Below are 25844 nucleotides of genomic sequence, written 5' to 3'. Positions count from 1 at the left end.
GCTTCTTGCCGTTCCAGGCAATTTGCTGTAGACCTCACTTCAGGCCCAATTGGTCGAACCAGTTTGCAGGAAAAAGGCTGGGGATGCCTTGGGGAGGAACCCTTGCGCCGTCTTTCGGCGGTGCATGTCGAAGGCAGACGATACGGACGAATTTGGGAAGGACAGACCATGCATCTTTCGACGCACAACTGGATGCGGGCGGAACCATTGGAGACGACGCTCAAGCGCATCAAGAAGTTCGGCTATGAGTCGATCGAGATTTCCGGCGAGCCCGAGCAGTACAAGACCAAGGAGACGCGGGCGCTGTTGAAGGAGCATGGCATTCGCTGCTGGGGCGCGGTGACCCTGATGCTGGGCGAACGCAACCTTGCCGCCAAGAACCAGGGTCAGCGCGAGCGCTCGGTGCAGTACGTCAAGGACGTGCTGACCATGGTCAGCGAGCTCGATGGCGAGATCATCACGCTCGTCCCCGCGACGGTCGGCAAGGTCGTGCCGGACGGCACCGAGGAAGAGGAATGGAAATGGGTGGTCGACGCGACCCGCGAATGCTTCACCCATGCCAAGAAGGTCGGCGTCAAGATCGCCGTCGAGCCGCTCAACCGCTTCGAGACCTACCTGTTCAATCGCGGCGCCCAGGCGCTGGCGCTGGCCGACGCGGTCAGCCCCGAATGCGGCGTCTGCCTCGACGCCTACCACATCCATATGGAGGAATTTAACGTCTACGACGCCATCCGTCAGGTCGGAAAGCGCCTGTTCGACTTCCACGTCGCCGACAACAACCGCTTCGCAGCCGGCCTCGGCCAGATCGACTGGCCGAAGATCGTCGCCACCTTGAAGGAGGTCGGCTACGACGGCGCGCTGACCAACGAATTCGTCGCCCCGGTCGACCGCACGCCGGCGGCACCCTATCCCGAAATGGTCGAGCGCCACCCGGTCGATATCTCGCCTGAGCAGCTGAAGTTCATCCAGGACCACGGCTCCAGCGTGCTGACCGAGAAATTCTACACCGACCAGATGCGCATCACCGCCGAAACGCTGCTGCCGCTGATCAAGTAGTCGACGACTGTTGGGAAATTCGCCCTTTCGCCCTGACCGGCGGCGGGGCTGGGGAAAGACATGCGCATCAAGACCGTCCAAGCCTGGTGGGTCCGCATCCCGATCGAAGCCGCTCGGCAGCACCGCAGCGACTTCGGCCAGGTGACGACCTTCGACGCCGCCATCCTGCGCATCGAAACCGATGACGGACTGGTCGGCTGGGGCGAAGGCAAGAACGCTGCCGGCAGCGCCGGCAGCTACGGCGCCCTCGTCCACATGCTGAACCAGGAGGTCGGGCCGCAGCTGATCGGCCGCGATCCGGCCGACATCGGCATCATCTGGGAAATGCTCTACAACGGCGTGCGCCACGACAGTGCCGCCCGCGCCGGCCACGCCATGCCGCAACTGGCGCGGCGCGGCATGAGCATCGCTGCCATCAGCGCCGTCGACATCGCGCTTTGGGACATCCTGGGCAAGTCACTCGGCCAGCCGGTCTGGCGGCTGCTCGGCGGCCGCAAGATCGACCGCATGCAGGCCTATGCCTCGGGCGGCTGGGCGTCCGCCGACGCCATCGGCGAGCAGTTGAAATCCTACATCGCCCGGGGCGGCTTCAAGGCGCTGAAGATGCGGGTCGGCGCCATGGATGGCGCCGCGCACATCTCGGCGGCCCGCGTCCGCGCCGCGCGCCAGGCGCTCGGCCCCGATGTTGAGCTGATGGTCGACGCCCACGGCACCTATACGGTGGCGGAGGCCAAACGCTTCATCCACCTCGTCAACGACCTCGATCTTGCCTGGTTCGAGGAACCGGTGATCGCCGACGACAAGCCGGGCATGGCGGAAGTGCGCGCCTCCGGCGCCGTGCCGATCGCCACTGGCGAAAGCGAGGCGACGCGCTATGCCTTCCGCGACCTCGCCGTGCTCAAGGCCGCCGACATCTTCCAGCCCGATCCCGCCTTTTGCGGCGGCATCAGCGAAGCGATGAAGATCGGCACCATCGCCAGCGCCTTCAATCTGCGCTTTGCGCCGCATCTGTGGGCCGGCGCGCCCTGCTTCTTCGCCGGGCTGCATGTCTGCGCCGCCTCGCCGTCGAGTTTCACCGTCGAATATTCACTCGGCGCCAACCCGATGATCCACGATCTGATCGAAGAGACTGTCGAAGCACAGGACGGTATGATAGCGATCCCGGAAAAGCCCGGATTGGGATTCACCGTTTCTGAGCGATTCCTGGAGGCGCACGCGCAACGCAATTGACGATGAAAGAAAAGAACCTTCTCGCGGAACTCGCAGCCTATCTGTTCTCCCACTCGGACAAGGAGAGCGGCCGCACCCCATCCGAACGTGAGCTGGCGGAGCATTTCGCCGTCAGCCGCGGCCAGATCCGCGAGGCGCTGGCCATCCTCGAAGCCATGCGCATCGTCGAGCGGCGCGCCAAATCCGGCATCTACATCGACACCAAGCAGGCGAGCGTCGAGGCGCTGGCGCTGTTCGCGCGCGCCGGCCTGCCGCTCGATCCCTTGCAGATCTACGAGACGGTCGAGTTGCGCAAGATCCACGAGATCAAGGCCGCCGAACTTGCCTGCTCGCGCGCCACCGAGGAGAATTTCGAGCGACTGCGCGAGATCCTCAAGGCTTCCGAGGAACGCATCGCTGCCGGCGAAGGTCTGGCCAAAGAGGACCGCGAGTTCCACCTGGAGATTGTGCGCGCCACCAAGAACAGCGTCTTCCACAACATCTGCAGCGTCTACTATCTGATGGGCGAGCAGCGCCTGCCGATCTATTTCAACGATCCCGAACGCAGCGTGCGTTCGCATGCCGAGCATGTGCAGATCTACGAGGCGCTGCTGCGCCGTGACGGCAATCTCGCCCAGGCACTGATGAGCGCCCATCTGCAAGGGGCGGAGAGCTACTGGAAGGGCCTGATCGAGGGCGGCAATGCGGCTACGCCCGCGAGCCCGGCGCTCGAAAAGGCCTGAGCGTGGCCCAGACCGTGCCAAAGATCCTGTCGACCCATCCGCTGCATCCGCGCGCTTCGGCCAAGCTCGCGGGCGCCGGCCAGCTCGTCATCGCATCGGCGCTCGATCCCGCCACCTTGACCCGGGAGGCCAAGGACGCCGACATCGTCATCGTGCGTGCACCGCTGCCGCCGGCGCTGTTCGAGGGCGCCTGGAAGCTGAGGGCTGCCATCCGCCATGGCGCCGGGCTCGACATGATCCCGATGGAGGCGGCGACGGCGGCCGGCGTGCTGGTGGCCAATGTGCCGGCGGTCAATGCCCGTTCGGTGGCGGAACACGTCATGTTCACCGCACTTGCGCTGCTGCGGCAATTCCGCAGGGTCGACCGCGACCTGCGCGCCAAAGGCTGGCTCGCCGGGCGCGAGCACGCCAATTCCAACATCGAGCTTGCCGGCAAGACCATCGGCATTGTCGGCCTCGGCGCCGTCGGGCAAGCCGTCGGCCATATCGCCGCGCACGGTTTCGACCTGAAGGTGGTGGCAACGACGCGCAGCATGCAGCCGGCGCCCGAGAAAGTCGGCTTCCTGTCGATCGACGCGCTGGTCGAACAGAGCGACATCATCGTGCTCTGCTGTCCGCTGACGCCGGAGACGCGCGGCCTGATCAGCCGCGAGCGCATCGCCCGCATGAAACCCAATGCGCTCTTGATCAACGTTTCGCGTGGGCCGGTCGTCGATGACGACGCCCTGATCGAGGCCTTGCGGGAACGCCGCATCGGCGGTGCGGCACTCGATGTGTTTTCGACGCAGCCGCTGCCGTCCAATCATCCCTATTTCGGCTTCGACAACGTCATCATCACCCCGCATATGGCAGGCATTACCGAGGAATCGATGATGCGCATGGGCATCGGCGCGGCGGGCGAAGCCTTGCTGGTGCTGGACGGCAAGCTGCCGGTCAATCTGCGCAATCCGGAAGCGGTCGATCACTACCGGCGGCGCTTTCCGCTCGACCTATAGCAATCGCTGTTTCGCCCCAATTTTCGGCGACGTTGCAGCCATGTCCAGTCTTCGCCTCGCATTTCTGATTGCCGCAGCCTCGTCCATCTTCGCCCTGCCGGCATTCGCGGCGGCCGAAAGCAGCTATGTCTATTGCGACAATGGGCTGCGCTGCCTCAAGGCGCCCTGCCCGTCGAACAGCGCTCTCGACCTTGCCACAGGCAAGATCATCAAGGGTGTATTGATCGACGCCAGCGGATTACCGCAGGCCGACAAGGCGATAACGGATCAGTCCGACGTGCTCTACTCGGGGAGGATCGTCGTCAGGGGCTCGATCGAGCAGCGTACCCAGACCATCACCGGCAAGGATTACAGTCTGCCCTGGCTGGTCGCGACACGCATCGTGCGCACCGCCCAGGACAGCGAACGCAAGCACTGTTCCTCGCGCTGATCGGCCAATTGCCGGTCAGCCGCCCAGCAGCCGCTCCGTTTCGGCGGCTATCCGCAGCAGATGCCGGTCGTGGCCGTTGCGCGCGACCAGCATCAGTCCGGCCGGTAGCGCCATGTCGGGCATCGGCAGCGAGATCGCACAGAGGTCGAACTGGTTGGCCACCTGCGTGTTGCGCAGCAGCAGGCCTTCGACGCGGTCCCGCAGTTCGGCATCCTCGGCCATGGAAACGATGGTCGGCGCCATCACCGGCGTGGTCGGCAGGGCCAGCACATCGACCGATGCCAGCCGCTCGTCCATGGCGGCAATGAGAGCGCTGCGGCAGCGCAGGACCCTGATATAGACGGGCGCCGGCAGCATCGCCGCCCGCGACAAAGGTCCGCTGACATGCGGGTCGACCGGTACCGATGCACCTGTCGCCAGCCAGTCGGCATGCACTTCGGCCCCTTCCATGGCAGCGATCGAGCCACGCTTGGTGGCGGTCCTGAACTCCGCGATCATGTCGTCGATCACCAGATCGGCCATGCGCGCGCCCGCCTTTTCTATCTTGCCGAGACAATGCTCGAACGCCCCGGCAACTTCACCTTCCGTGTCGCCAAAAAGAACACCGCGCGGCACACCGACGCGAAGTCCCGCGAGCGATATGGCCGCCAGTTCGGTCGGCACCTCGCCGGCCATCACCGCGTCTGTGGCGGCACATTGCGCAACGGTTCGGGCAAGCGGCCCGATCGAGTCCAAGGTGCCAGACAGCGGAAAGGCGCCGGTCAGCGGCACCCGCCGCGCTGTCGGCTTGAAACCAACGACACCATTGAGCGCCGCCGGAATGCGGATGGAGCCGCCGGTATCGGATCCGATGGAGATATCGCTCGTCCCCTCGCCGATGGAAACGCCGGCGCCGGAGGACGAACCACCAGGAATTAGGCTGGCATCGACGGCATTGCCTGGCGTGCCGTAGTGCATGTTGTCGCCGATCGCCGTGAAGGCGAATTCGGTCATGTTGGTCTTGCCGATGAGGACCGCACCGGCTTGCCGAAGCCGGCTGACGATGGCGGCGTCGCGCGCGGCGGGCGTAGCGGTCTTTCGCATCAGCGAGCCGGCCGTGGTTGGTTCACCGGCAACGTCGAACAGATCCTTGATCGAGACGATGACGCCGTCGAGCGGTCCGAGCGTCACGCCGGCTCGGCCGCGGGCGTCGCTGGCATCAGCCGCCGCCCGCGCGGCCTCGATATAGAGCTTGGTAAAGACCTTTTCGTCGGCCGCACGATTGGCAAGACGTGACAGGATGATTTCGAGACGGTCGCGGATGGATTGCATGTCGATGTCGGACTCCGCCAGGATGCAACGTCTTTAAGGCAGGCAGCCGGTTGGGCCTGCGAAAGGGATAACCCGGCCAGCGTGCCTTTGCACCTGTCAGCGATAGGAAGATACTGATGCTCTACAAAGGCAGCTGTCATTGCGGCAAGATCGCCTTCCAATTCAAGGCGGAACTGACCGGCGCCGTGCGGTGCAATTGTTCGATCTGCTCGCGCAAGGGCGCGCTCCTATGTGCCATCCCGCATGGGAGCCTGACGGTCCTGGCCTGGGGCGACGATCTGGGCACCTATACGTTCGGCAACCACGCCATGGCGCACCGCTTCTGCCGCACCTGCGGCATCCATCCTTTCGCCGAGGACGTCCGGGAAGGCGATGAGCGCAGCGCCTATGTCAACCTCAACTGCGTCGCCGATATCGAGCCGTCCACCTTGCCGATCTTCGACTTCGACGGACGCTCGCTGTGAAGCGATTCCGGATTGCCTTACCGGTAACCCGTTGCATCGGCGGGTTTGCCGGCGTCCTGAACCTCCGGTAGATAACGCCAGGCATCGGGCCGCGAACCATCGAGATCGGTAAAGCCGTAGACCTGCGCCAGTCCGCCGCTGGACAGCGACTGCCCGTTCCAGCGCGAGCGGTCCGTGTCCGCCGCCAAAGCGGCAACGGCACGGCCGATGAAGCGCGGTGTCTCCGAAATAATGAAATGCGGCACCTTTGCCGTGGCATCGCGCCAATTCACCTCGCGCACGCCAAAGGCCTCCAGCATCATCTCCGACCGCAGCCAGCCTGGCGTCAAAGAGACCGAGGTGGCGCCGTGTTTCGAAAGATCCTTGGCATGAGCCCACGCCATGCGATTCACCGCGACCTTGGCAAGATCGTAGAAGGGTGACAGCCGGTAGTGCTCGGCATTGTACTCGGCCGTGCCGTCGGTGACTTCCACCAGCAGTCCGCCCGGCTGCTCGATCATGAGCGGCAGCGCGTGGTGGGCGGTGATCAGATGGGTGTCGATGGCCAGACGCAGCATACGCAAGCCATTGTCCAGATTGTGCTCCCATACCGACTTGTCCCATTCGAACAGCTTTTCACCGCCCCAGATGTCGTTGACCAGTATATCGAGGCGGCCCTGTTCCTTGCGGATGCGCTCGACCAGCCCGCGCACATCATCGGCCACGAGGTGATCGACCTGGACGGCGATGCCGTTGCCGCCGTTGGCCGTGACCAGTTCCGCCGTCTCCTCGATTGTTTCGGGCCGGGCATATTCGGATTGCTGGGCACGCGTGCTCCGCCCCGTGACATAGACCGTTGCGCCGGCGGCGCCGAGTTCGACCGCTAGGCCGCGTCCGGCGCCTCGTGTGCCGCCGGCGACCAGGGCAACTTTTCCTTGCAACATCATTGAACTCTCCCAAAAACGGCACCATCGATGAAAACCGGGCTGGCTCGCGCCGCTCGCATCATATATAAATGATCATTCGGTTATATCAGGATGTCAAGATGACCCGGCCCAAAACCCAGTCCGACGAGCAGGTGCTGGAAGCCGCATTGCGATTGATCCACGAGCACGGCCCGGAAGCGCTCACCTTCGAGCGCTTGGCAAAAGCCTGTGGCCTCTCCGGTGCAACCCTGGTGCAGCGCTTCGGGAACAAGGCACGGTTGAAGCAGCGCACCTTGCTGCACGCCTGGGACGGTCTTGACGACAAGACCAGGACGCTGGCGGCCGCCGTTCCCAGAACGCCTGCCGGCGCGGTCGAATTGCTGGTCGCGCTGTCGCAGGGCTATGGCGGCATCGAATCCTATGCCGAGGGCCTGCTTGTCCTGCGCGAGGATCTGCGTGACCCCATGCTCAGGACGCGCGGTGCCGCCTGGAAAACAACCCTGTGCAATGCCCTCGCGCCTTGCTTTGCCGGAACGCCCGGCTCACCGCAGGACATCGGCCTGCTGATGGCATCGCATTGGCAGGGATCGTTGCTGTGGTGGAGTTTCGATCCGACGATTGAAGTCGCCGTCTACGTCGAGGACAGCCTCAACCGTTTCGTTGCCGCCATCACGACGGCAGCGGCCCGAAAACCATGATGGTTCTCGGGCCGCTGGATGAGGCGGAGATGAGAGCTTATTCGGCCTGCTTCGGGCCGCGCAGGAACACCACGATGGCCGCCAGCAGCGTTGCGATGCCGCAATAGGCGAAGGCGCTGGCCACGCCGGCATGATCGACCAGCAGACCGCCGAGGACGGCCCCCAGCGCAATCGCCACCTGGAAAGTCGCCACCATCAAGCCGCCGGCGCTTTCGGCCTGGTCGGGTGCCGCCCGCACCAGCCAGCTCTGCAGTCCGACCGGAACCGCGCCGAAGGCAAAGCCCCAGGCGGCGACGGCAACCGCAGCGATCGTCGGCGAGGTGCCGAAGATCAGCATCGAGGCGGCTGCCAGGGCGATCAGCAGGGGCGCCAGCGCCACAGCTATCTTGAGGTTGCGTTCGGCCAGGAAGCCACCGGCGATATTGCCGAAGAAACCGCCAATGCCATAGGCCAGAAGCACCAATGAGATCGTCTCGATGTGGAGCATCGGCACCTTTTCGAGGAAGGGGCGCACATAGGTGAAGCCGGCGAAATGCCCCGACGCGACCAGCAGCACCACCAGCAGGGCCACCCGGATCGACGGCCGCTCCAGCACATAGAGCAAGGTGCGGAAGCTCGCGACACCCACCGGCGGCAGCTTCGGAATGGTGACCAACTGCACCAGCAGCGCCAGGGCACCGACGATGGTCGCGACCATGAACGCCGTGCGCCAGCCCCAGATGTCGCCGACATAGGCGCCGACAGGAGCGGCGGTGACGGTGGCCAGCGAAACACCGGTCAGGATGATCGACATGGCGCGCGGCATCAGCCGCATCGGCACCAGCCGCAGCGCCATGGCCGCTGACATTGCCCAGAAGCCGCCCAGCGCCACCCCGAGCACGACGCGGGCCAACAGAAGCATGGGCAGCGACGCGGCAAAGGTGGCGAGAAGGTTGGACAGGATGAGGAACGAGGTCAGCATCCACATCACCAGCCTGCGGTCCATACGCCTTGTGATGATCGCCATGGTGGGCGCGGCAATGGCGCCGACGATGGCGGTTGCCGTCACCGCTTGTCCTGCCACGCCCTCGGTGACGCCGAGATCGCGCGCCATCGGCGTCAGCAGGCTGGCGGGCAGGAATTCGGCGGTCACGAGACCGAAAACGCCAAGTGCCAGCGAACCCACGGCGCCCCAGGCCGGGTCGGTTCGTTCATCGGTGTCTGCGGGGTTCAGAAGTGTGGCGTCGATGACATCAGTTGCGGGTTCGGCCATGGTCAATCTCCGATCTGTTGCAGCGCCACATAAGAAACGACCGCCCGGGGCTTCCACCCGTTCCATGCGTTGCCGTCACGGCTTGGCCATGGGGCCGGTCTGCGATTTGTTTGCGGCGCAACATTTGGCTGCAGTGCAACATAGGAAGTGACGCCCTGGAGTTTCCATGCTAAAAACCCCATTATGCTTGACCATTCGTCCAAAATTCCAATCACGGGCGACCCGCTGACGGACATATTGCGCGGCCTGCGCCTCGATGGCGTCGAGTATGGCCGCTGCGAGATGAAAGAGCCTTGGGGCATCCAGTTTCCGGCTCAGCCAGGGGCGCGATTTCACTTCATCGGCCGCAAGGGCTGCTGGCTGAAGCAGCCCTCCGGCGAATGGATGGAGCTTGATGCCGGCGATGCGGTGCTGCTGCCGCGCGGCGAGGCCCATGTACTGGCCAGCGAACCCGGGGCGAAGGCCTGGCCGATCCATGGCTACAAGCTCGAGGAAGTCTGCAAGGACGTCTATTGCACGTCGAACGCGGAGATGTGCGACAAGAATTGCCAGCCGGGAACGCTGCTGTTCTGCGCCGCGATGTATTTCAACATCGACGGCCTGCATCCGCTGCTCGGCATGATGCCGGACGTGATGCGCTCGCATGAGCTGGAAGCCTATGAGCCGGGCATTCCGCATCTGTTGGAATCCATGGCGCGCGAAGTGACGATGGAGCGCGTCGGCTCCGGCGGCATCCTGGCGCGGCTGGCCGATGTGGTCGCCGCCACCGTCATCCGCTCATGGGTCGAGCGTGGCTGCGGCGATTCCTCCGGCTGGATCGCCGCTGTCCGGGACCGCGACATCGGCCGCGTGTTGGCCGCCATCCATCTCGAACCCGACCATGACTGGACGGTCGAGTCGCTGGCCAGGATGATGGGTGCTTCGCGTTCAGGCTTTGCCGAGCGCTTCGCCACCATCGTCGGCGAAACGCCGGCAAAATATGTCACCCAGGTCAGGATGCATCAGGCGCGGCAGTGGCTGGTCCGCGACCGGATGAAGATCTCGGTCGTTGCCGCACGCCTCGGCTATGAATCGGACGCCGCCTTCAGCCGTGCCTTCAAGCGCGTCATCGGTTCGGCGCCCAGCCATCTGCGCGCAGAGGAGCAGGCCGACATCCGCCAGGCCGGGTAACGCATCTCGGCCGTGACGGACTGACGATTCCACGCTAGAACCCGGGCATGGATTTCACATCATCCGGGGGTATCTCGCCGGCTTCAGGCGGTCCGCTGACCGACATGCTGCGAGGATTGCGGCTTGATGGCGTCGATTACGGCCGCTGCGAACTTGGCGAGCCGTGGGCCGTGCTCTTTCCAGCCCAGGAGGCGGCGCGTTTCCACTTCATCGGCCGGCACCGATGCTGGCTTTTTTCGCCATCCCGGCAATGGTCGGAGCTGAAAGCCGGCGATGCGCTGCTGTTGCCGCGTGGCGCCGAGCACATCCTTGCCAGCGCGCCGGACGTCCATGCCGTGCCGATCGAAAGCTACAGCATCGAGCCTTTGCAGGATAATGTCTACGCCGTCTCGAACGGCGGCCATGGCGCCAAAACCCTGCTGTTTTGCGGCAGCATGCACTTCAATCTGGGTGGATCGCATCCTGTGCTCGCCATGATGCCGGACATGATGCGCGCCCGCGACTTGATGGCGGATGAGCCCGGCATTCCGCACCTTCTGGAAGCCATGGCCAGCGAAGTGACCGGCGATCGCGCCGGCTCTGGCGGCATGCTGGCGCGGCTGGCCGACGTATTGGCCGCAAGCATCATCCGTTCATGGGTGGAGAACGGTGGCGACAGCACCACCGGCTGGACCGCGGCGATAAGGGATCGCGACATCGGCCGCGTGCTGGTGGCCATTCATCGCCAGCCCGACCGGAACTGGACCGTCGAAGCCCTCGCACGCGAAATGGGCGCCTCACGTTCGGCCTTCGCCGAACGGTTCACGGCAATCGTCGGCGAAACACCGGCTCGATATGTCGCCCGGCTGCGCATGCACCAGGCGCGGCAGTGGCTGATCGAAGACCGGATGCGGGTGTCGGTGGTGGCCGCCCGACTGGGCTACGAGTCCGAAGCTTCGTTCAGCCGGGCGTTCAAGCGCATCGTCGGCACGGCGCCCAGCCATCTGCGCACCGTCAACGGCACCTCCGAGGAACGCTAGACTAACGCCGCACGGACCTTGCCGTGTTGGATGGCTGGATGAATTGCCAAGTCTTCCGGACGCTGTGTCATTGCCGGGCCGGCTGCATGCAATAGCTTGCCGTTGCCAGCCGTGAGCGGGCCGATTCAAGGAGAAAGCCATGCCAGATCATCTGAAGGTCCTGACGCTCGCCACCATGCTCGTGGTCTCCGGCCAGGCTTTCGCCCTTGAGGACAGCTATCTTCCGGCCAACAAGATCCCCTATGTCGCCGAGGCGCCAGACCAGCCGCAGCGCCTCGGACCGCTGTGGGGCGAAAGGGCCAAGGGCCCCGCGGGAACGCTGCTGAAAGTCCCAGGCAACTGGCGCGCTCCGGTTCACGCGCACACCGCCGACTATCGCGCGGTGGTCATAAAGGGGCTGTGGGCGCATTGGCAGATGCAAGGCGGCGAAGCGACCAAGGTCGAACTGCCTCCGGGATCCTACTGGACCCAGAAGGCCAACGAGATGCATGACGACGCTTGCCTGTCCGACACGGAGTGCGTGATCTTGCTGATCAACGACACGCCCTACGAGACCTACTTGGCGAAATAACCGGACGCTCTATCCGGCGTGACGCAAGCTGACGCCACTGCCCTTGTCGAACAGCACCACCTTGTCCGGGTTCCAGGCAAAGCGCACGGGCTGCTCGATGGCGACATCGGTCCTAGCCGGCACCGTGGCGCGCAGCGTCGTATCGCCGACGCGCAGCGTCAGGATCTTTTCGACGCCATGGTTCTCGACATCATGGACGCGCGCCTCGACCGGCGCGCCGCTCTCGAGATAGACGTCTTCCGGACGGATGCCGAAGACGAGCGGGCGACCGTCGGTCGCCGAGCTCGCCTTGGCTCCCCCCGAAAAGGGCAGTTCGAAATTCAGCGGCGCCATCACCGCGCGGCCGTTCACCAGTCTGCCGTCGATGAGGTTCATCGGCGGCGAGCCGACGAAGCTCGCCACATAGGTGTCGCGCGGATTGTTGTAGATCTCGTGCGGCGTGCCGGTCTGCACGATGCGGCCGTGGTTCAAGACGCCGACCTTGTCGCCCATCGACATCGCCTCGATCTGGTCGTGGGTAACGAACAGGAAGGTGGCGCCGAGCTGTATCTGCAGGTTCTTCAGTTCCGTGCGCAGCGCCTCGCGCAGCTTGGCGTCGAGCGCCGACAGCGGCTCGTCCATCAGGAACACGCGCGGCTTGCGCACGATGGCGCGGCCGATCGAGACGCGCTGCATCTCGCCGCCCGAGAGCCGGTCGGTCTTGCGGTCGAGCAGATGCTCGATGCGTAGGCGTACGGGCCGCGCGATCGACACGATCCTTGATCTCGGCATCGGGTCCTCCGGTCAAGCCGGAGGATGACGGCGTGAGAGTTGAGAGGCGACGCACACCGACCGTCGTGGACCGGCGCGAGCGCGACCTGCCGGATAGCGTCAGCTGCTGATCATCGCGCTGTCTTGTTGAGAGCGGTGACGGCCAGCGCGAGAATCACCGCCGCGGCGGCGATTTCCCACACGAAAGCCTGCTTGTAGAAAGGCGGCGTGGCGAGCTGCGCCTTGCCGGCGAGAGTGTTGGGGTCCGGTGGATTGAGGAAGAAGACGCCGTAGAGATGCGCCGCCGTGATCGAAACCAGCAGCACAATGCAGAAGACCAGCGCCACGACCAGCGCTACTGTCACTACACTGCGCACCTTGACGCCCGGCTGGGCCAACGGCAGCAGGTTGTTGATGAGTCCGGCAAGCACCACGAGACCGCTGCCGACCGCGTACAGGCCGATGGAAAAGGGTTGGAAGATCAGCACCAGCGCCACGACGCCGAGACCAATGATGAAGACCTCGAGGCAGAACGCGCCGGCCCGGCTCATGCCGGAAGAACTGTCGCTCATGACCGCACCGCCTTTCCGGCGCCATCGAAGACATGCGTTTGCCTGGGATCGGGGCGTAGATTCAGCGCCTCGCCGACCTTGACCCGCTGGCTTCTCGTCACCACGACGCGGATGTCGGCGCCTGCCGCCGTGCGGGCATGAATAAGGGTTTCGGCGCCCATGGGCTCGATGAGCTCGGCCCGGGCGGAGATGGTGCCACGGTCCCCCGTATCGGTCGGGGTGAAGGCGCGGGGGCGGACACCGATCGTCACCTTGCCGGGCTGCAGGCGCGCGACCGCCGCGTCCGTGCGGATCGCCAGACTAGTGCCGGCCACGGTCATGTCCGCCGTGCCATCGGCGAAGGTCTTGAGGTCGGCCTCGAGAAGATTCATCTGCGGCGTGCCGATGAAGCTCGCCACGAAAGCATTGGCGGGCTTGGCAAATACCTCGTGGGGTGAGCCGACTTGCTCGATCAGGCCGTCCTTCATGATGGCGATTCGGTTGGCCATGGTGAGCGCTTCGAGCTGGTCATGGGTCACGATCACGGTCGCTTTGGAGAGGCCCTGCAGCACTTCCTTGATCTGGCCACGCATGGTCTGGCGCAGTTCGACATCGAGACGCGACAAGGGCTCGTCGAAGAGGAAGCAATTGGGGTCGCGGACGATGGCGCGGGCCATGGCGGCGCGCTGCTTTTCGCCCTCGGATATCTGGTTCGGCAGCCGGTCGAGAACGTGCTCCAAGTGGAGGATCGCGGCGACGCGGTTGACGCGGGCAGTCCGCTCAGCCCCGGAAATGCCGTCGTGATAGAGCGGGAAGGCGATGTTCTCGGCGATCGATGCCGACGGGTAGAGCGCGTAGAACTGGAACACCATGGCGATGTCGCGCTTTTCGGGCGGCAGGTTGTTCATCACCTTGCCGGCGACGACGATCTCGCCGTCAGTGACGCGTTCCAGCCCGGCGATGACGCGCAAGGTCGTCGTCTTGCCACAGCCGGACGGGCCGAGAAGGCAGACGACCTCACCGGCGGCTACCGACAGGTCAACGTCCTTGACCGCGGTGAAGGAGCCGAAGCGTTTGGTGACTTTGCGGAGTTCGATGGTTGACATCTCAGCGCTTCACCGTGCCGAAGGTAACGCCGCGCAACAGATGGTTTTGCAAGAAGAAGGTGACCAGGAAGACTGGGACAAGGAACAGGGTTTCGATGGCGGCAAGCAAAGTCCAGTCGGTGCCGCGTCCACCCGACGACACGGCCTGGTTCATGGCGACCGGGACCGTCCTCGTGTCGGGCCCCGAGAGCAACAGGGCGAAGAGGAACTCGTTCCAGGTGAGGATCAGGCCGAACACGAACGTGGCGGCGAGCCCGGCAATGACCTGGGGCAGGCAAATCTTGAAGAACACCCGCATTCCGGACGATCCGTCGATGCGGGCGGCATCCTCGACGTCTGGCGACAATTCATCGAAGAAGCTCTTCATCATCCAGATGGTGAAGGCCAGGTTGAAGGCGGTGTAGAGCATGATGATGCCGAGATACGAGCCCGACAGGCCCACCACGCGGAACATCAGGATCACCGGAATGATCACCACAATCGCCGGCAGCATGCGCGTGGTCAGGATGATGAACAGGTAGGTGTCATTGCCTTTCAGCGGATAGCGCGAGAAGCCGAAGGCCGCCAGGGTGCCGATCACCAGCGCCAGCAGCACCGACGCCGAGGCGATGAAGATCGAGTTGAAGAAATAACGGTCGAATCCTGTCGCTTCCGGGGCACCGTCCGGCGTCATCGAGCGGGAAAAGACGGACCCAAAATTTTCGAGGGTTGGCTTGAACACAAAATGGTCCGGAATCAAGCCGAACAGCGACGTGGGCGACAGCGTCGGAGGCACCAGGAGCGCGTCGCCCTGCGGTTTGAAGGCGGTGAATATGATGAACAGCACCGGCAGAAAATAGATAAAAGCGACGACGGCCACGGCGAGCGTCCGCCCCCAGCCGGCCTCGTCTACTCCGCTGGCCCTGCGGAGGCCGAGCTTTCCCAATATCGATTCGACCACGGGTTATGCTCCCTGCGTACGGCGGTTTGCGAGGTACAGGTAGAGGTTGGTGAGAACGATCACCATGAACAGCATCAGATAGGAGATCGCCGCGCCCTCACTCGTCTTGTTCTGCTCGTTGGCGATGCGGATCAAGTGATAGGAGATCGTCAGTGTGTCGTTGCCGCCCTTGGTGAGGAGGATGACGAGATCCGCCAGCTTGAATGCCTCGATAGTGCGGAAGAGAAGGGCCAACATCAGAAGGCCGCGGATGTAGGGGAAGGTGATCATCCAGAATTGCCGCCAGCTGGAAATACGGTCGATGGCAGCGGCCTCGTAAAGGTATTTCGGCACCGAGACGAGGCCCGCCAGCACAAGGAGCATGACGAAGGGCGACCACATCCATGCGTCGGCGAAAACGATTCCCGCCACGGCACCGACTTTGTTGCTCATCAGGATGAACTGGTTGCCGGAGATGGAATTGATGACGTAGCTGAGAATCCCGAATGTCGGGTCATAGTAGTAGGTGAAGAACACGCCAGAGGCGACAACCGAAAGCATCATCGGTGTCAGCACCAGGATCAACAAATACTTGCGCAGCGGAAATTGCTTGGCGAACAGGATGGCCAGCAGAAAGCCGACGATCATCTGCGCGGAGACGGTGAACACGACGAACATGGCGGTATTGATCAGCGCGCCCCAAGTCGCGTGAGCAGCCAGATCGTTGGTAAGGATCCGGGTGTAGTTCCCGAGTCCGACGAAGCGGATCGTCTGCTGGTTTGCCTGGTAGGCGAAGAACGAAAGGCCCAGCGACCACAGCAGGGGGAAGATATTCATTACAAACAGAACGGCGATTGCCGGAGCGACCAGCAAGGCGCCGAAGTAGTGGCGGCGATACGCGTTGACGGTAAATGCGGCCGCGACCAACGCCGCCGTGGCGCCCACCACCCAGAAGGAGACAGCCGCCGGCAAGCCCGCCATTGATATGGCCGACACGACGACAGCGACAGCGATGGCGAGTTTCCAGTTGTGGGCAACAACCGTGGTAAGGCGTGGTGTCAGCAGCGTGCTTGAAACAGCGGTCATGGGAGTCCGAAATATGGAGCGCCTGACGTGGCAATGACGGGAAGCGGCTTTTGCCCGCTCCCCGCAGCTATGTCGGAAGGTTACTGGATAAGGCCAGCGTTCTTCAGAAGGTCCTCCTGGAACTTGGCGATGTTATCCAGGGTGGTCTTGGCGTCCTGCTTGCCAGTGATGGCCAGGTCGTACTGGTCCTGCTGCTGGGTGAGCAGTTCGAAGAACTGCGGCACGTGCCACATGTCCTTCTGCCAGTCGAGCGAGTTCGCCCAGGCGCGGTCCCACGGACGATAGGTCACATACTTCGGATCGCTGTAGACCGACTTGATCGCGGACTGGCCGCCGCCGGCGGCGAACTGGTTCTGGATATCAGGCGAGAGCCACCACTTCACGAAGCCCACCGCTTCCTTGATTTGCTCAGGCGTCGTCCAGGTGGTGAGAACGAAAGGCTGTCCGCCGATCTGTGACGTACGATTCACCTTGCCGTCGGGACCGCGCAGGCCTGGCGCCAATCCGAACACCAGCTTGTCGGCAACCTTCGACGTCTTGGGATCGAGCGAGGCTTCGGCGAGACCGATCCAGTCGATGTTCATGGCCACCTTGCCTTCACGGAACAACTGGTCCGAGACGAAGATGTCCATGGTGCCGGTCTTGACCACCGGCGGCATGAACTTCAGCAATTTGAGGAAATGCTCCATGCCCTCGATGGACTTCGGGGAGTTTACAACGCCTTCGGCATGTCCGGTCGGGGCCTTGGTTTCATCCCAGATGCCGCCGCCATGCTGCCAGACGAACGAGTGGACCGAGCTCGTCGAGAAGTCGTAGCCTTTGCCTGCCTGATAGGCGATGCCGTAGAAATCGTCATCCAGCACCTGGCCGGCGAGCTTGTCGCCCTTCTTGCGCTGGAAGAATTCGCCAACATGCTCGAACGTGTTCCAGTCCATGGCGTCGATTTCTTCGCCGGTGCAGGGCAGCTTCTCATTGTACTTCGCCTTGAAGGCGGCCTGCTCGTCGGCGTTGCAGAGCACGTCCTTGCGGCCGTAGGTGACCAGCACGTCCGGGAACTGCGGGAAGCCGTAGTAGTTCGGCGTGCTGTTGGGATAGGTCGAATAGGCGTTGAGCACGGCGGGATGCATCGACTCCATCGTCGCCTTGAGTTCCGGGTCGGCATCGATGAGATCGTTGATCTTGCGGAAGTAGCCGCCTTCGACGAAGGCGCCCAGCCATTGCGAGTCCGACACGATGAAGTTGTACTTCTTTTCGCCCGAGGTCAACGAGGCGTTGACGCGGGTGTAGAAATCCGGCCACGGAATGAAATCGACATCGAGCTTCACGGTATTGCCAGACTTGGGCTTGTACTGCTCGTCGAAGAACTTCTTCATAATGCGGGTCGGGGGCCAATCCGGCACCGCCATCGTCAACGTCACTTCTTCGGCAGAGGCATAGGTCACGCCTCCCACCAGTAGCGTGGCAGCGAAGCTTGCGGCTGTCGCTAGCCCTTTCACTTTGGTCATCGCCGTCATTCACGTTTCCTCCCTTGGTTAACCGGATTGCTTCTCGCCGTTCGCGTCAGGTCATTGCCTGGCCGCTCGCGGCGCGGAAGACGTGGATTTTCCTGTTATCGATGGCGATCGATGCCGAATCGCCGGTCCTGATGCTGGCGGCGATCGCTTCCGGCAGCACCATGCGCAACATCTCGCCGCCGGCCACGACCGAGACGATCGTGATGTCGCCGAGCGGTTCGACCAGATGCACCTTCGAGGCAACCCCGGCTTCGCCCTTGGCGGCGAGCCGAATGTCGCTCGGGCGAATGCCGATCAGCGCGGCCTCGCCGGCATCGGCAGTCTTTGGCGCCGTCGCCGGAACCAGAGTCCCGAGCGGCGTGTCGAAAGACCTGGTGTCGGCGCGCACCGAGGCCGTGAACAGATTCATGTGCGGCGAGCCGATCTTGCTGGCGACATAGGTATGGGTCGGCTGCTCGTAAAGCTCGTCCGGCGTGCCGATCTGGACGATGCCGCCATCGCGCATGACGGCGATCGCCTCGCCCATCGAGAGAGCCTCGAGCTCGTCGGGCGTGGCATAGATCACGGTCATGCCGAACTGGCGGTGCAGCCGCTTCAGCTCGGCGCGCGTCTCGTGCCGAAGCTTGGCGTCGAGATTGGTGAGCGGCTCATCGAGGAGAAGAATCTTTGGCCGGCGGATCAGGGAGCGGCCGAGCGCGACGCGCTGCTGCTCTCCGCCGGACAGCGTTGCCGGCTTGGCCTTCAGGCGGTGTGTCAGTCTCAGGATCTCGGCGGTCTCTTTCACCCGCTTGTCGATCTCGGCGCGCGCGGCTTTCTCCTCGCGCAGCGGATAGGCGAGATTGTCATAGACCGTGAGGTGGGGGTAAAGCGCGAAAGACTGGAAGACCATCGAGATGCCGCGGCCGGCGATCGGCGCATGGGTCATGTCGCGGCCGCCTATCTCAAGCGTGCCGGAGTCGGCCTGGACGAGGCCGGCGATAGTGCGCAGCGTCGTCGTCTTGCCAACCGAGCTCGGCCCGAAGAGTACGAAGAAGCGGCCTTCGTCGACGGAGAAGCTCAGGTCGTTGATGGCGCGCACGGATCCATAGGCCTTGCTGAGCCCATCGAGGCGCAGCGCAATCCCCTTGCCGGCACTGGCGCGAGGCGACGTCTGCGTCACGATGCGCCACCTCGTGCGGACGGAACACGTGACATCCGTATGATCCTCCTCGCCCTACCGAAATGGACTGCGGCTGTCATTCCCGATCCGCCTTTTCTTTCCTAATCTGGTATTACCAATCTAAGATGCCCGTCAAGCGCTTTCTTGAAATTCGCCGTCACCAAAATAAGCTGAATACGTCCGCTATATGTTCGTATTTCCTTCATTTTTGGTAGTTCTCCACCTTCATCCCGTTCGCAAAACGCCAATCCCCAAAATTATTGAAATCGCCGACCTTCAAATCTGGTCGAACCAGATTCGCTCCGAGCTACCGCGGCTACCGCCCCGGATTGCCCTCGACGACCCCCCAATCGGTCCGCATCGGGAGAAGTCTCATATCCTGCATCCGCCTTCGTCCAGCCCTCCTCCATGCCCAACTCACGCCGCCACCGCCGCTGGTCAGGATGGCGTCCGGAGTCGCGCCTGCCGCACCAGCGCTGAGGCCGCCCACTGGGCGACGGCCAGGGTCTTGCCGCTGTCCAGGCCCCAGATGTCCTTGAGCACGATCAGCACTTCGACGCCGAAGACCAGCGACAGCGCCTGCGCAAGGCGTTTGAACTCACGCGGCGGCAATTGGCGCTTGAGCGGCGCGATCGCCTGCTGCAGCAAATCGATGCGATGACCGCGCGTAAAGGCCGGCTCACCGCCCAGCGTGCCGGCCTGGCGTTGCGCCCATTGATCGAGCGACAGCTTCAGCGCCGCCTTGAACGTTGCTTCAAAAGCCTCGATGCGCGGCATGGCCGTATCGAACAGCTCCGCGACCCGGCGCTCGGCATCCGCCGAGGTCGATTGCCAGGTCAGGATCGGACCAAGCCCCTCGTCGACGACAGCCTGCACCAGTGCCGCCTGGCTGGGGAAATAGCGATAGGCGGTGGCGCGGGAAACTTCCGCCGCTTCCGCCACCTCGCTGACCGACGGCGTGACGCCCGCCTGCATCAGCCGTGTCGCCGTCTCCAGCATCAGCCGTTTCGTGCGCGCCCGAGGTCCACGCTCTGGAGCCGGGCCGCTTCCCCGCTCGGTGTCGCCTGTTGCTGTGGATCGTTGACGTGAGACATCCATGTCAATATGATACGCGCGTCTCAAAAATTTGCAATAACCTTGGAAGGCGCCAATGAAGCGCATCTATGTGGTCGGCACCGCGGACACCAAAGGTGAGGAGCTCGCCTTCCTGGCCGATGCGATTGCCGCGACGGGCGCTCATGTTTGCCGCGTCGATGTCGGAACACGCGACGCAACGATCCCGGTCGATATTGCGGCGAAGGAAATCGCCGGCCACCATCCGCGCGGCCACGCGGCCGTGCTCGGCGGCGATGACCGTGGCGCCGCGGTAGCCGCCATGGGCGTCGCTTTCACCCGCTTCGTCCAGTCGCGGAACGACATCGCCGCGGTGATCGGCATTGGCGGCGGCGGCGGCACGTCGATCATCACGGCGGGCATGCGCGCTTTGCCGCTCGGCCTGCCGAAAATCATGGTCTCGACGCTCGCCTCCGGCGACACGGCTCCCTATGTCGATGTCTCCGACATCATCATGATGCCGTCGGTGACCGACATGGCCGGGCTGAACCGGCTCTCCCGCGTCGTGCTGCACAATGCCGCCCAGGCGATAGCGGGCATGGCGGCAACGCCGGCGCCGCCGCCCGACGGCAAGCCGTCGATCGGGCTGACCATGTTCGGCGTCACCACGCCTTGCGTCACCGCCGTCACCGACCAGCTTCGCACCGCGTATGATTGCATGGTCTTCCACGCCACCGGCACCGGCGGCCGCAGCATGGAAAAGCTGGCCGACCGCGGCCTGCTGTCCGGCGTCATCGACATCACCACGACAGAGGTCTGCGACCTCCTATTCGGCGGCGTCCTGCCGGCAACGGAGGATCGCTTCGGCGCGATCGCCCGCCGCAAGCTGCCCTATGTCGGCTCGGTCGGCGCGCTCGACATGGTCAATTTCTGGGCGCCTTCGACCATTCCGGAACGCTACAGCGGACGGCTGTTCTACGAGCACAATCCCAACGTTACGCTGATGCGCACCACCGCCGACGAATGCCACCAGATCGGCGAGTGGATCGGCGCCAGGCTCGCCCTCTGCGAGGGGCCGTTGCATTTCCTGATCCCGGAGAAAGGCGTCTCGGCGCTCGACATCGAGGGCGGCACCTTCTTCGATCCGCAGGCCGACGCCGTGCTGTTCGACGCCATTGAGCGCACGATCAGGCCGAATGCCAATCGTCGCGTCACGCGCCTGCCGCTGCATATCAACGATCCCGAATTCGCCAGGGCCGCGGTCGCGGCTTTTCTCGACATCGCCAGACAATGAGAGCCCAGACATGCCCGCAATACCGCGCAAGGACATACTGAAGAAATTCAGGGGAATGATCGACAAGGGCGTGCCGATCGTCGGCGGTGGCGCCGGCACCGGCCTGTCGGCCAAGGCCGAGGAGGCCGGCGGCATCGACCTGATCATCATCTACAACTCCGGCCGCTACCGCATGGCCGGGCGCGGCTCGGCCGCCGGCCTGCTCGCCTATGGCAATGCCAACGAGATCGTCAAGGAAATGGCCTATGAAGTGCTGCCGGTGGTCAGGCACACGCCGGTGCTGGCCGGCGTCAACGGCACCGACCCGTTCGTCATCATGCCGCTGCTTCTGGCCGAGCTGAAGACGATGGGCTTTTCCGGCGTGCAGAATTTTCCGACCATCGGCCTGTTCGACGGCAGCATGCGGCAGAGTTTCGAGGAGACGGGCATGGGCTTCGGGCTCGAGGTCGACATGATCGCCGAGGCGCACAAGCTCGATCTGCTCACCACCCCCTATGTCTTCAATCCCGACGAGGCGCGCGCCATGACCAAGGCCGGCGCCGACATCGTGGTCGCCCATATGGGTGTGACGACCGGTGGCTCGATCGGCGCCACCTCGGCCAAATCACTCGACGATTGCGTCGTCGCGATCGACGCCATCGCTGATGCCGCCCGCTCGGTGCGCAAGGACGTCATCCTGCTCTGCCATGGCGGCCCGATCTCGATGCCGGACGATGCCCGCTACATCCTCGACTGCTGCAAAGGCCTGCATGGTTTCTATGGTGCAAGCTCGATGGAGCGGCTGCCGGCGGAGGCGGCGATCGCCAGGCAGACGGCCGATTTCAAAGCGGTGACGCTCGGTGGTGAGAAGACCAAGCCAAAGAAAAAGAAGGGATGAGACCATGACCGACAAGAGCAAGGTGTTTGTCTATCCGAAGGACGTCAGCGCCTTCGGCTTCGATTGGGGCCGACTGGCGCTGACGGTCGCTCCGGAAGTTAACGGCGCGACCCGCTTTTCCGGCGGTGTCGTCGACCTGCCCTCCGGCAAGGGCCACACCCGCCACAACCATCCGGGCGCCGAGGAAATCATCTTCGTTATCTCCGGCCATGGCGAGCAGATGGTCGAGGACGAGAAGGGCAACCCGGTGGTCGCGAAGGTCGGCCCCGGCTGCACCATCTATGTGCCGGAGAGCCGCTTCCATTCGACGCTGAATACGGGCGACGGGCCAATGCAGCTGTTCGTTGTTTATTCGCCGGCTGGACCGGAACTAGTGTTGCGGGAGTTGCCGGATTTCAGGCTGATTCCGGCGGGCGGGAAGTAACTTTCCTGGACAACGGGGTGTTCTCCCCGTTCTACAGGGAGAAGGTGCCGGCAGGCGGATGAGGGGCGGCGCCGGCCTTGGCCTTTATAGGGTCCCGCCCCTGTTCCACCCGCGCCCGCGATCACCGAACATCACATAACCAGTCTCCGTGACCGCCAGCGTATCCTCCAGCTTGATGAACCCGCGCGTCGGGTGAAGCATGGTCGTCTCGACCGACAGCACCATGTTCTTCTCCAGCGGCTTGTCCGCATAAGTACCTTCATAGGCCACCGGGTGGTTCGTCATCAGGAACGGCGCCTCATGCGTGATCAGGCCCATGCCGTGGGCGAAGAAATCGGTATAGGGCGCGACCTTGGATTTCTTCAGCACGCCCTCGGCGTGCGAAATCATGTCTCCACCCAGCGTGCCGGCTTTCACCTTGGAGAACGCCGCCTGCTGCACGGTTTCGACCTCGGCCAACAGATCCTCAAGCTCGGCATCAGGCTCGCCCAGAATGCCCATGCGGCAGAGGTCGCCGATATAGCCGTGATAATTGCCGCCGGAATCGATCGACAGCACCTCGCCCTTCTTCCACGCCTGCGGCGAGGCGGCGCGGTTGTGGCTGGAGCCCAGCGTCAGCAGGCAATATTCGAAATGCGCGCCGCGATTGGTCTCCTCGCGCCTGATCTGCTCGATCATCTGGGCCTTGGTCGTGCCTTCGCGCGCCCAGGCGATGGTCGCCAGCATGGAATCGGTGATCAGCTCGGAGGCGGTGCGAAGCTTCTCCAGCTCCGCGTCGGTCTTGATGGCGCGCATGCGCTCCAGCATGTCGGTCGCGTCGATCAGCTTCGCTTCCGGCAATGCCTTGCGGATCAGTGTGTAGGCGTCCGACGGCAGGAAGCCTGGTTCGATGCCGATGCGCGCACCCGCTCTGCCGATCTTTTGCAGATGTTCGACGGCGAGGTTGGCGGCATCTAGCGTGCCCCAGCAGGCGGCATGCAGCGTCGGCGTCCAGAACGGGTTGTTCTGATGCTCACCGCCTTCCATGCGGTTGCCGATATAAGCCGCGTGCTCCGGTCCACCTTTTTCGTAGACGACGATCGGCAGGTAGCGGCTATGGCCGATCGCATCCATGGCGGCAAAGAAGATGAATTTGTAACCGCCCAGCAAATACTGCGTGTTGTGCTTGGAGGTCGCGAGCAGCACATCGATGCCGGCCTCCTCCATCAGCCGGTCGACCCTGGCCTGGTCGAACGGAATATTGCTGACGGCATTCTTGCCCGGCGCAATGTTCATCTCTCTCTCCCTGAATTTGCCTGTGATCGGCGCGGTTGCGCTCCCAATCCCTTGGCTGTGGATCAAATCTGCACCATTTTGCCCGCTCTGGTCTAGCCAGAAATATGCCAGCGGCACAGCCAAACGGTCACCAACTCGTCATCTGTCGCGTACTCGCCAAATCTGGTCTTACCAGATAGATCGAATTGAGCCGTTCTCTTGAACTGGTCCAGCGGACGAAAATTTCAAAGCCAAGCCAGGATGCGCCAATTCCGTCTCTGGCGAAACCCATGACAAGGCTCATAATCACTGTCGCAAGGATGCACGCGCCGGCATCCGAGGGGTGTTGTCGCGCCGATCGGGTCGCGCAGAGGACGGAGTTCGATCATGTCAGGTTTCACGATTTCGAGACGCAAGATGCTTGCCGGCTCGGCGATGCTGCTGGCCTCCACGGCCATGCCGACATTGGGCTGGGCGCAGACGCCGAAGAAGGGCGGCCGGCTGGTGCTCGCCGCCGATTCCGAGCCGCGCAACCTCAACCCGGCGATCGTCGCCTCCAACGGCGTCTTCTTCATCTCCAGCAAGATCGTCGAGACGCTGGCCGAAGCCTCCTTCGACGGCAAGGACGGGCTCGCACCACGCCTCGCGCTGAGCTGGGAAGGTGCCGCCGACGGGTTGTCAGCGACGTTCAAGCTGCGCGACGGCGTCAAATGGCATGACGGCAAGCCGTTCACCTCGGCCGATGTCGCCTTCTCGGCGCTGCAGATCTGGAAACCGCTGCAGAATCTCGGCCGCACCGTGTTCAAGGATCTGGCCAGCGTCGAGACGCCCGACGATCTCACCGCCGTGTTCAAATTCGCCAAGCCGACGCCGTTCCAGCTGATCCGCAACGCGCTGCCGGCGCTGTCGAGCGTCGTGCCCAAGCACATCTACGAGGTCGGCAAGATCGAGGACAACCCGGCCAACACCGCGCCGATCGGCACCGGCCCGTTCAAGTTCGGCGAGTACAAGGCCGGCCAGTATTACCGACTGACGAAGAACACCGATTATTGGGGCAAGGACGAACCCTATCTCGACGAGATCATCTATCAGGTGCTGCCCGACCGCACGTCCGCGGCAAGCGCGCTGGAAGCCGAGGAGATCCAGCTTGCCGCCTTCTCCGCCGTGCCGCTGGCCGACCTCGACCGCATCTCCAAGGTGCCGGGCCTGAAGGTGATCACCAAGGGCTATGAGGGGCTGACCTACCAGCTCGTCGTCGAGATCAACCATCGCCGCAAGGAACTGGCCGATTTGAAAGTGCGCCAGGCGATCGCGCATGCGATCGACAAGGACTTCGTCGTCAAGACGGTGTTCCTCGGCTATGCCGCGACCGCCACCGGCCCGGTGCCGAAGAACGATCCGCAGTTCTACACCGCCGATGTCCCGACCTATGCCTTCGACGTCGCCAAGGCCAACGCGCTGCTCGACGAGGCCGGCTACAAGAAGGGCGCTGACGGCAAGCGCTTCTCGCTCAAACTTTTGCCGGCGCCCTATTTCAACGAGACCAAGCAGTTCGGCGACTATCTGCGCCAGGCGCTCGCGGCCATCGGCATCGACGCGCAACTGGTCAACAACGACTCCGCCGCGCACATCAAGGCCGTCTACACCGACCACGCCTTCGACCTCGCCGTCGGCCCGCCTGTGTTCCGCGGCGACCCGGCGATTTCGACCACCATCCTGGTGCAGAGCGGGATTCCCGACGGTGTGCCGTTCTCCAACCAGGGCGGCTACAAGAACGCCGCGCTGGACGCGCTGATCGCCAAGGCGTCCGAGACGCTCGACACGACGGCCCGCACCGACCTCTACAAGGAGTTCCAGAAGGAGGTGGCCGCCGACCTGCCGCTGATCAACGTCGCCGAATGGAGTTTCATCAGCGTCGCGCGCGACACGGTGGGCAACATCGCCAACAATCCGCGCTGGGCGGTGTCGAACTGGGCGGACACGTATCTGGCGGGCTAGCAAGATCGTCACGGGATGCTTGCGCATCGTTTGGGC

General features: G+C 63.6%; 25 protein-coding genes and 1 pseudogene. 14 read left to right on the top strand and 12 right to left on the bottom strand.

Annotated elements, in window-relative coordinates; translation table 11 throughout:
- Positions 1–168 precede the first annotated feature (168 nt).
- Genes JG747_RS09110 through JG747_RS09090 form a run of 5 tightly spaced genes read left to right on the top strand, consistent with a single transcriptional unit; the run spans position 169 to position 4433 of the window.
- Positions 169–1056 (top strand): sugar phosphate isomerase/epimerase family protein, encoded by an 888-nt coding sequence (locus JG747_RS09110; RefSeq protein WP_019861286.1) that lies wholly within the window; start codon positions 169–171, stop codon positions 1054–1056.
- A gap of 60 nt (positions 1057–1116) precedes the next feature.
- A complete protein-coding gene (locus JG747_RS09105) occupies positions 1117–2286 on the top strand; it encodes a mandelate racemase/muconate lactonizing enzyme family protein (protein WP_064980927.1) in 1170 nt (389 codons plus the stop codon).
- A gap of 2 nt (positions 2287–2288) precedes the next feature.
- Positions 2289–3008, top strand: a complete 720-nt coding sequence (locus JG747_RS09100; protein ID WP_019861288.1) for a FadR/GntR family transcriptional regulator — start codon at positions 2289–2291, stop codon at positions 3006–3008.
- 2 nt (positions 3009–3010) lie between these two features.
- Complete coding sequence (locus tag JG747_RS09095; protein WP_019861289.1) at positions 3011–4003, top strand: hydroxyacid dehydrogenase; 993 nt, start codon at positions 3011–3013, stop codon at positions 4001–4003.
- A 40-nt stretch (positions 4004–4043) separates the two neighbouring features.
- Entirely contained in the window at positions 4044–4433 is a 390-nt protein-coding gene (locus tag JG747_RS09090) for a hypothetical protein (protein WP_019861290.1), read from the top strand.
- Positions 4434–4448: 15 nt separating this feature from the next.
- On the opposite strand, the gene JG747_RS09085 is transcribed toward JG747_RS09090, so the two are convergent.
- The gene (locus tag JG747_RS09085; protein WP_202361637.1) at positions 4449–5744 is read right to left on the bottom strand and encodes an amidase; all 1296 of its coding nucleotides are present in this window, start codon (positions 5742–5744) and stop codon (positions 4449–4451) included.
- Positions 5745–5860: 116 nt separating this feature from the next.
- Between JG747_RS09085 and JG747_RS09080 the strand changes: the two genes are divergently transcribed.
- A complete protein-coding gene (locus JG747_RS09080) occupies positions 5861–6208 on the top strand; it encodes a GFA family protein (protein ID WP_019861292.1) in 348 nt (115 codons plus the stop codon).
- A gap of 17 nt (positions 6209–6225) precedes the next feature.
- Here JG747_RS09080 and JG747_RS09075 read toward each other — a convergent pair whose 3' ends face one another.
- A complete protein-coding gene (locus JG747_RS09075; protein ID WP_202361636.1) occupies positions 6226–7134 on the bottom strand; it encodes an SDR family oxidoreductase in 909 nt (302 codons plus the stop codon).
- Between the two features lie 98 nt (positions 7135–7232).
- Between JG747_RS09075 and JG747_RS09070 the strand changes: the two genes are divergently transcribed.
- A complete protein-coding gene (locus tag JG747_RS09070) occupies positions 7233–7811 on the top strand; it encodes a TetR/AcrR family transcriptional regulator (protein WP_223217855.1) in 579 nt (192 codons plus the stop codon).
- A gap of 37 nt (positions 7812–7848) precedes the next feature.
- On the opposite strand, the gene JG747_RS09065 is transcribed toward JG747_RS09070, so the two are convergent.
- Complete coding sequence (locus tag JG747_RS09065) at positions 7849–9063, bottom strand: MFS transporter (protein ID WP_202361635.1); 1215 nt, start codon at positions 9061–9063, stop codon at positions 7849–7851.
- A 183-nt stretch (positions 9064–9246) separates the two neighbouring features.
- Between JG747_RS09065 and JG747_RS09060 the strand changes: the two genes are divergently transcribed.
- The 3 genes from JG747_RS09060 (at position 9247) to JG747_RS09050 (ending at position 11823) form a co-directional block, all read left to right on the top strand.
- Complete coding sequence (locus JG747_RS09060) at positions 9247–10233, top strand: AraC family transcriptional regulator (RefSeq protein WP_202361634.1); 987 nt, start codon at positions 9247–9249, stop codon at positions 10231–10233.
- 47 nt (positions 10234–10280) lie between these two features.
- Complete coding sequence (locus tag JG747_RS09055) at positions 10281–11252, top strand: AraC family transcriptional regulator (RefSeq protein ID WP_202361633.1); 972 nt, start codon at positions 10281–10283, stop codon at positions 11250–11252.
- Positions 11253–11391: 139 nt separating this feature from the next.
- Positions 11392–11823 (top strand): DUF4437 domain-containing protein, encoded by a 432-nt coding sequence (locus JG747_RS09050; protein WP_019861300.1) that lies wholly within the window; start codon positions 11392–11394, stop codon positions 11821–11823.
- A 9-nt stretch (positions 11824–11832) separates the two neighbouring features.
- Here the strand turns inward: JG747_RS09050 and JG747_RS37505 are convergent.
- The 8 genes and pseudogenes from JG747_RS37505 to JG747_RS09010 form a co-directional block, all read right to left on the bottom strand.
- A pseudogene (locus tag JG747_RS37505) lies at positions 11833–12598 on the bottom strand (ABC transporter ATP-binding protein); the annotation flags it as partial.
- Between the two features lie 106 nt (positions 12599–12704).
- Positions 12705–13145 (bottom strand): hypothetical protein, encoded by a 441-nt coding sequence (locus JG747_RS09040; protein WP_019861302.1) that lies wholly within the window; start codon positions 13143–13145, stop codon positions 12705–12707.
- Positions 13142–14230, bottom strand: a complete 1089-nt coding sequence (locus JG747_RS09035) for an ABC transporter ATP-binding protein (RefSeq protein WP_019861303.1) — start codon at positions 14228–14230, stop codon at positions 13142–13144. The genes JG747_RS09040 and JG747_RS09035 overlap by 4 nt, the downstream gene beginning before the upstream one ends.
- A 1-nt stretch (position 14231) precedes the next feature.
- Positions 14232–15170, bottom strand: coding sequence for a carbohydrate ABC transporter permease (locus JG747_RS09030; protein ID WP_202361632.1), 939 nt, complete (start codon positions 15168–15170; stop codon positions 14232–14234).
- Between the two features lie 3 nt (positions 15171–15173).
- Positions 15174–16235: a carbohydrate ABC transporter permease gene (locus JG747_RS09025; RefSeq protein WP_019861306.1), complete on the bottom strand. Its 1062-nt coding sequence runs from the start codon at positions 16233–16235 to the stop codon at positions 15174–15176.
- Positions 16236–16315: 80 nt separating this feature from the next.
- The gene (locus tag JG747_RS09020) at positions 16316–17749 is read right to left on the bottom strand and encodes an ABC transporter substrate-binding protein (RefSeq protein ID WP_019861307.1); all 1434 of its coding nucleotides are present in this window, start codon (positions 17747–17749) and stop codon (positions 16316–16318) included.
- A gap of 46 nt (positions 17750–17795) precedes the next feature.
- Positions 17796–18908, bottom strand: a complete 1113-nt coding sequence (locus tag JG747_RS09015) for an ABC transporter ATP-binding protein (RefSeq protein WP_019861308.1) — start codon at positions 18906–18908, stop codon at positions 17796–17798.
- Positions 18909–19346: 438 nt separating this feature from the next.
- Positions 19347–20006 carry a TetR/AcrR family transcriptional regulator gene (locus tag JG747_RS09010; RefSeq protein WP_202361631.1) on the bottom strand — a complete coding sequence of 220 codons (660 nt, stop codon included), beginning with the start codon at positions 20004–20006 and terminating at the stop codon, positions 19347–19349.
- A gap of 52 nt (positions 20007–20058) precedes the next feature.
- Here JG747_RS09010 and JG747_RS09005 point away from each other — a divergent pair, with 52 nt between their 5' ends.
- From JG747_RS09005 to JG747_RS08995, 3 genes are read left to right on the top strand one after another with little or no spacing between them, the layout of a single operon-like run.
- Positions 20059–21255 carry a Tm-1-like ATP-binding domain-containing protein gene (locus JG747_RS09005; protein ID WP_202361630.1) on the top strand — a complete coding sequence of 399 codons (1197 nt, stop codon included), beginning with the start codon at positions 20059–20061 and terminating at the stop codon, positions 21253–21255.
- Positions 21256–21265: 10 nt separating this feature from the next.
- On the top strand, positions 21266–22132 hold the full coding sequence (locus JG747_RS09000; RefSeq protein ID WP_019861311.1) for a phosphoenolpyruvate hydrolase family protein: 867 nt from the start codon (positions 21266–21268) through the stop codon (positions 22130–22132).
- 4 nt (positions 22133–22136) lie between these two features.
- Complete coding sequence (locus tag JG747_RS08995; protein WP_019861312.1) at positions 22137–22556, top strand: cupin domain-containing protein; 420 nt, start codon at positions 22137–22139, stop codon at positions 22554–22556.
- Positions 22557–22640: 84 nt separating this feature from the next.
- On the opposite strand, the gene JG747_RS08990 is transcribed toward JG747_RS08995, so the two are convergent.
- The gene (locus JG747_RS08990) at positions 22641–23831 is read right to left on the bottom strand and encodes a M24 family metallopeptidase (RefSeq protein ID WP_019861313.1); all 1191 of its coding nucleotides are present in this window, start codon (positions 23829–23831) and stop codon (positions 22641–22643) included.
- 366 nt (positions 23832–24197) lie between these two features.
- Between JG747_RS08990 and JG747_RS08985 the strand changes: the two genes are divergently transcribed.
- Positions 24198–25808, top strand: coding sequence for an ABC transporter substrate-binding protein (locus JG747_RS08985; RefSeq protein WP_019861314.1), 1611 nt, complete (start codon positions 24198–24200; stop codon positions 25806–25808).
- Positions 25809–25844: the final 36 nt, after the last annotated feature.

The sequence above is a fragment of the Mesorhizobium sp. 131-3-5 genome (genome assembly GCF_016756575.1).
In the GTDB taxonomy this organism is placed as follows: Bacteria; Pseudomonadota; Alphaproteobacteria; order Rhizobiales; family Rhizobiaceae; genus Mesorhizobium; species Mesorhizobium jarvisii.
This window is presented reverse-complemented; position numbering and strand designations above follow the sequence as displayed.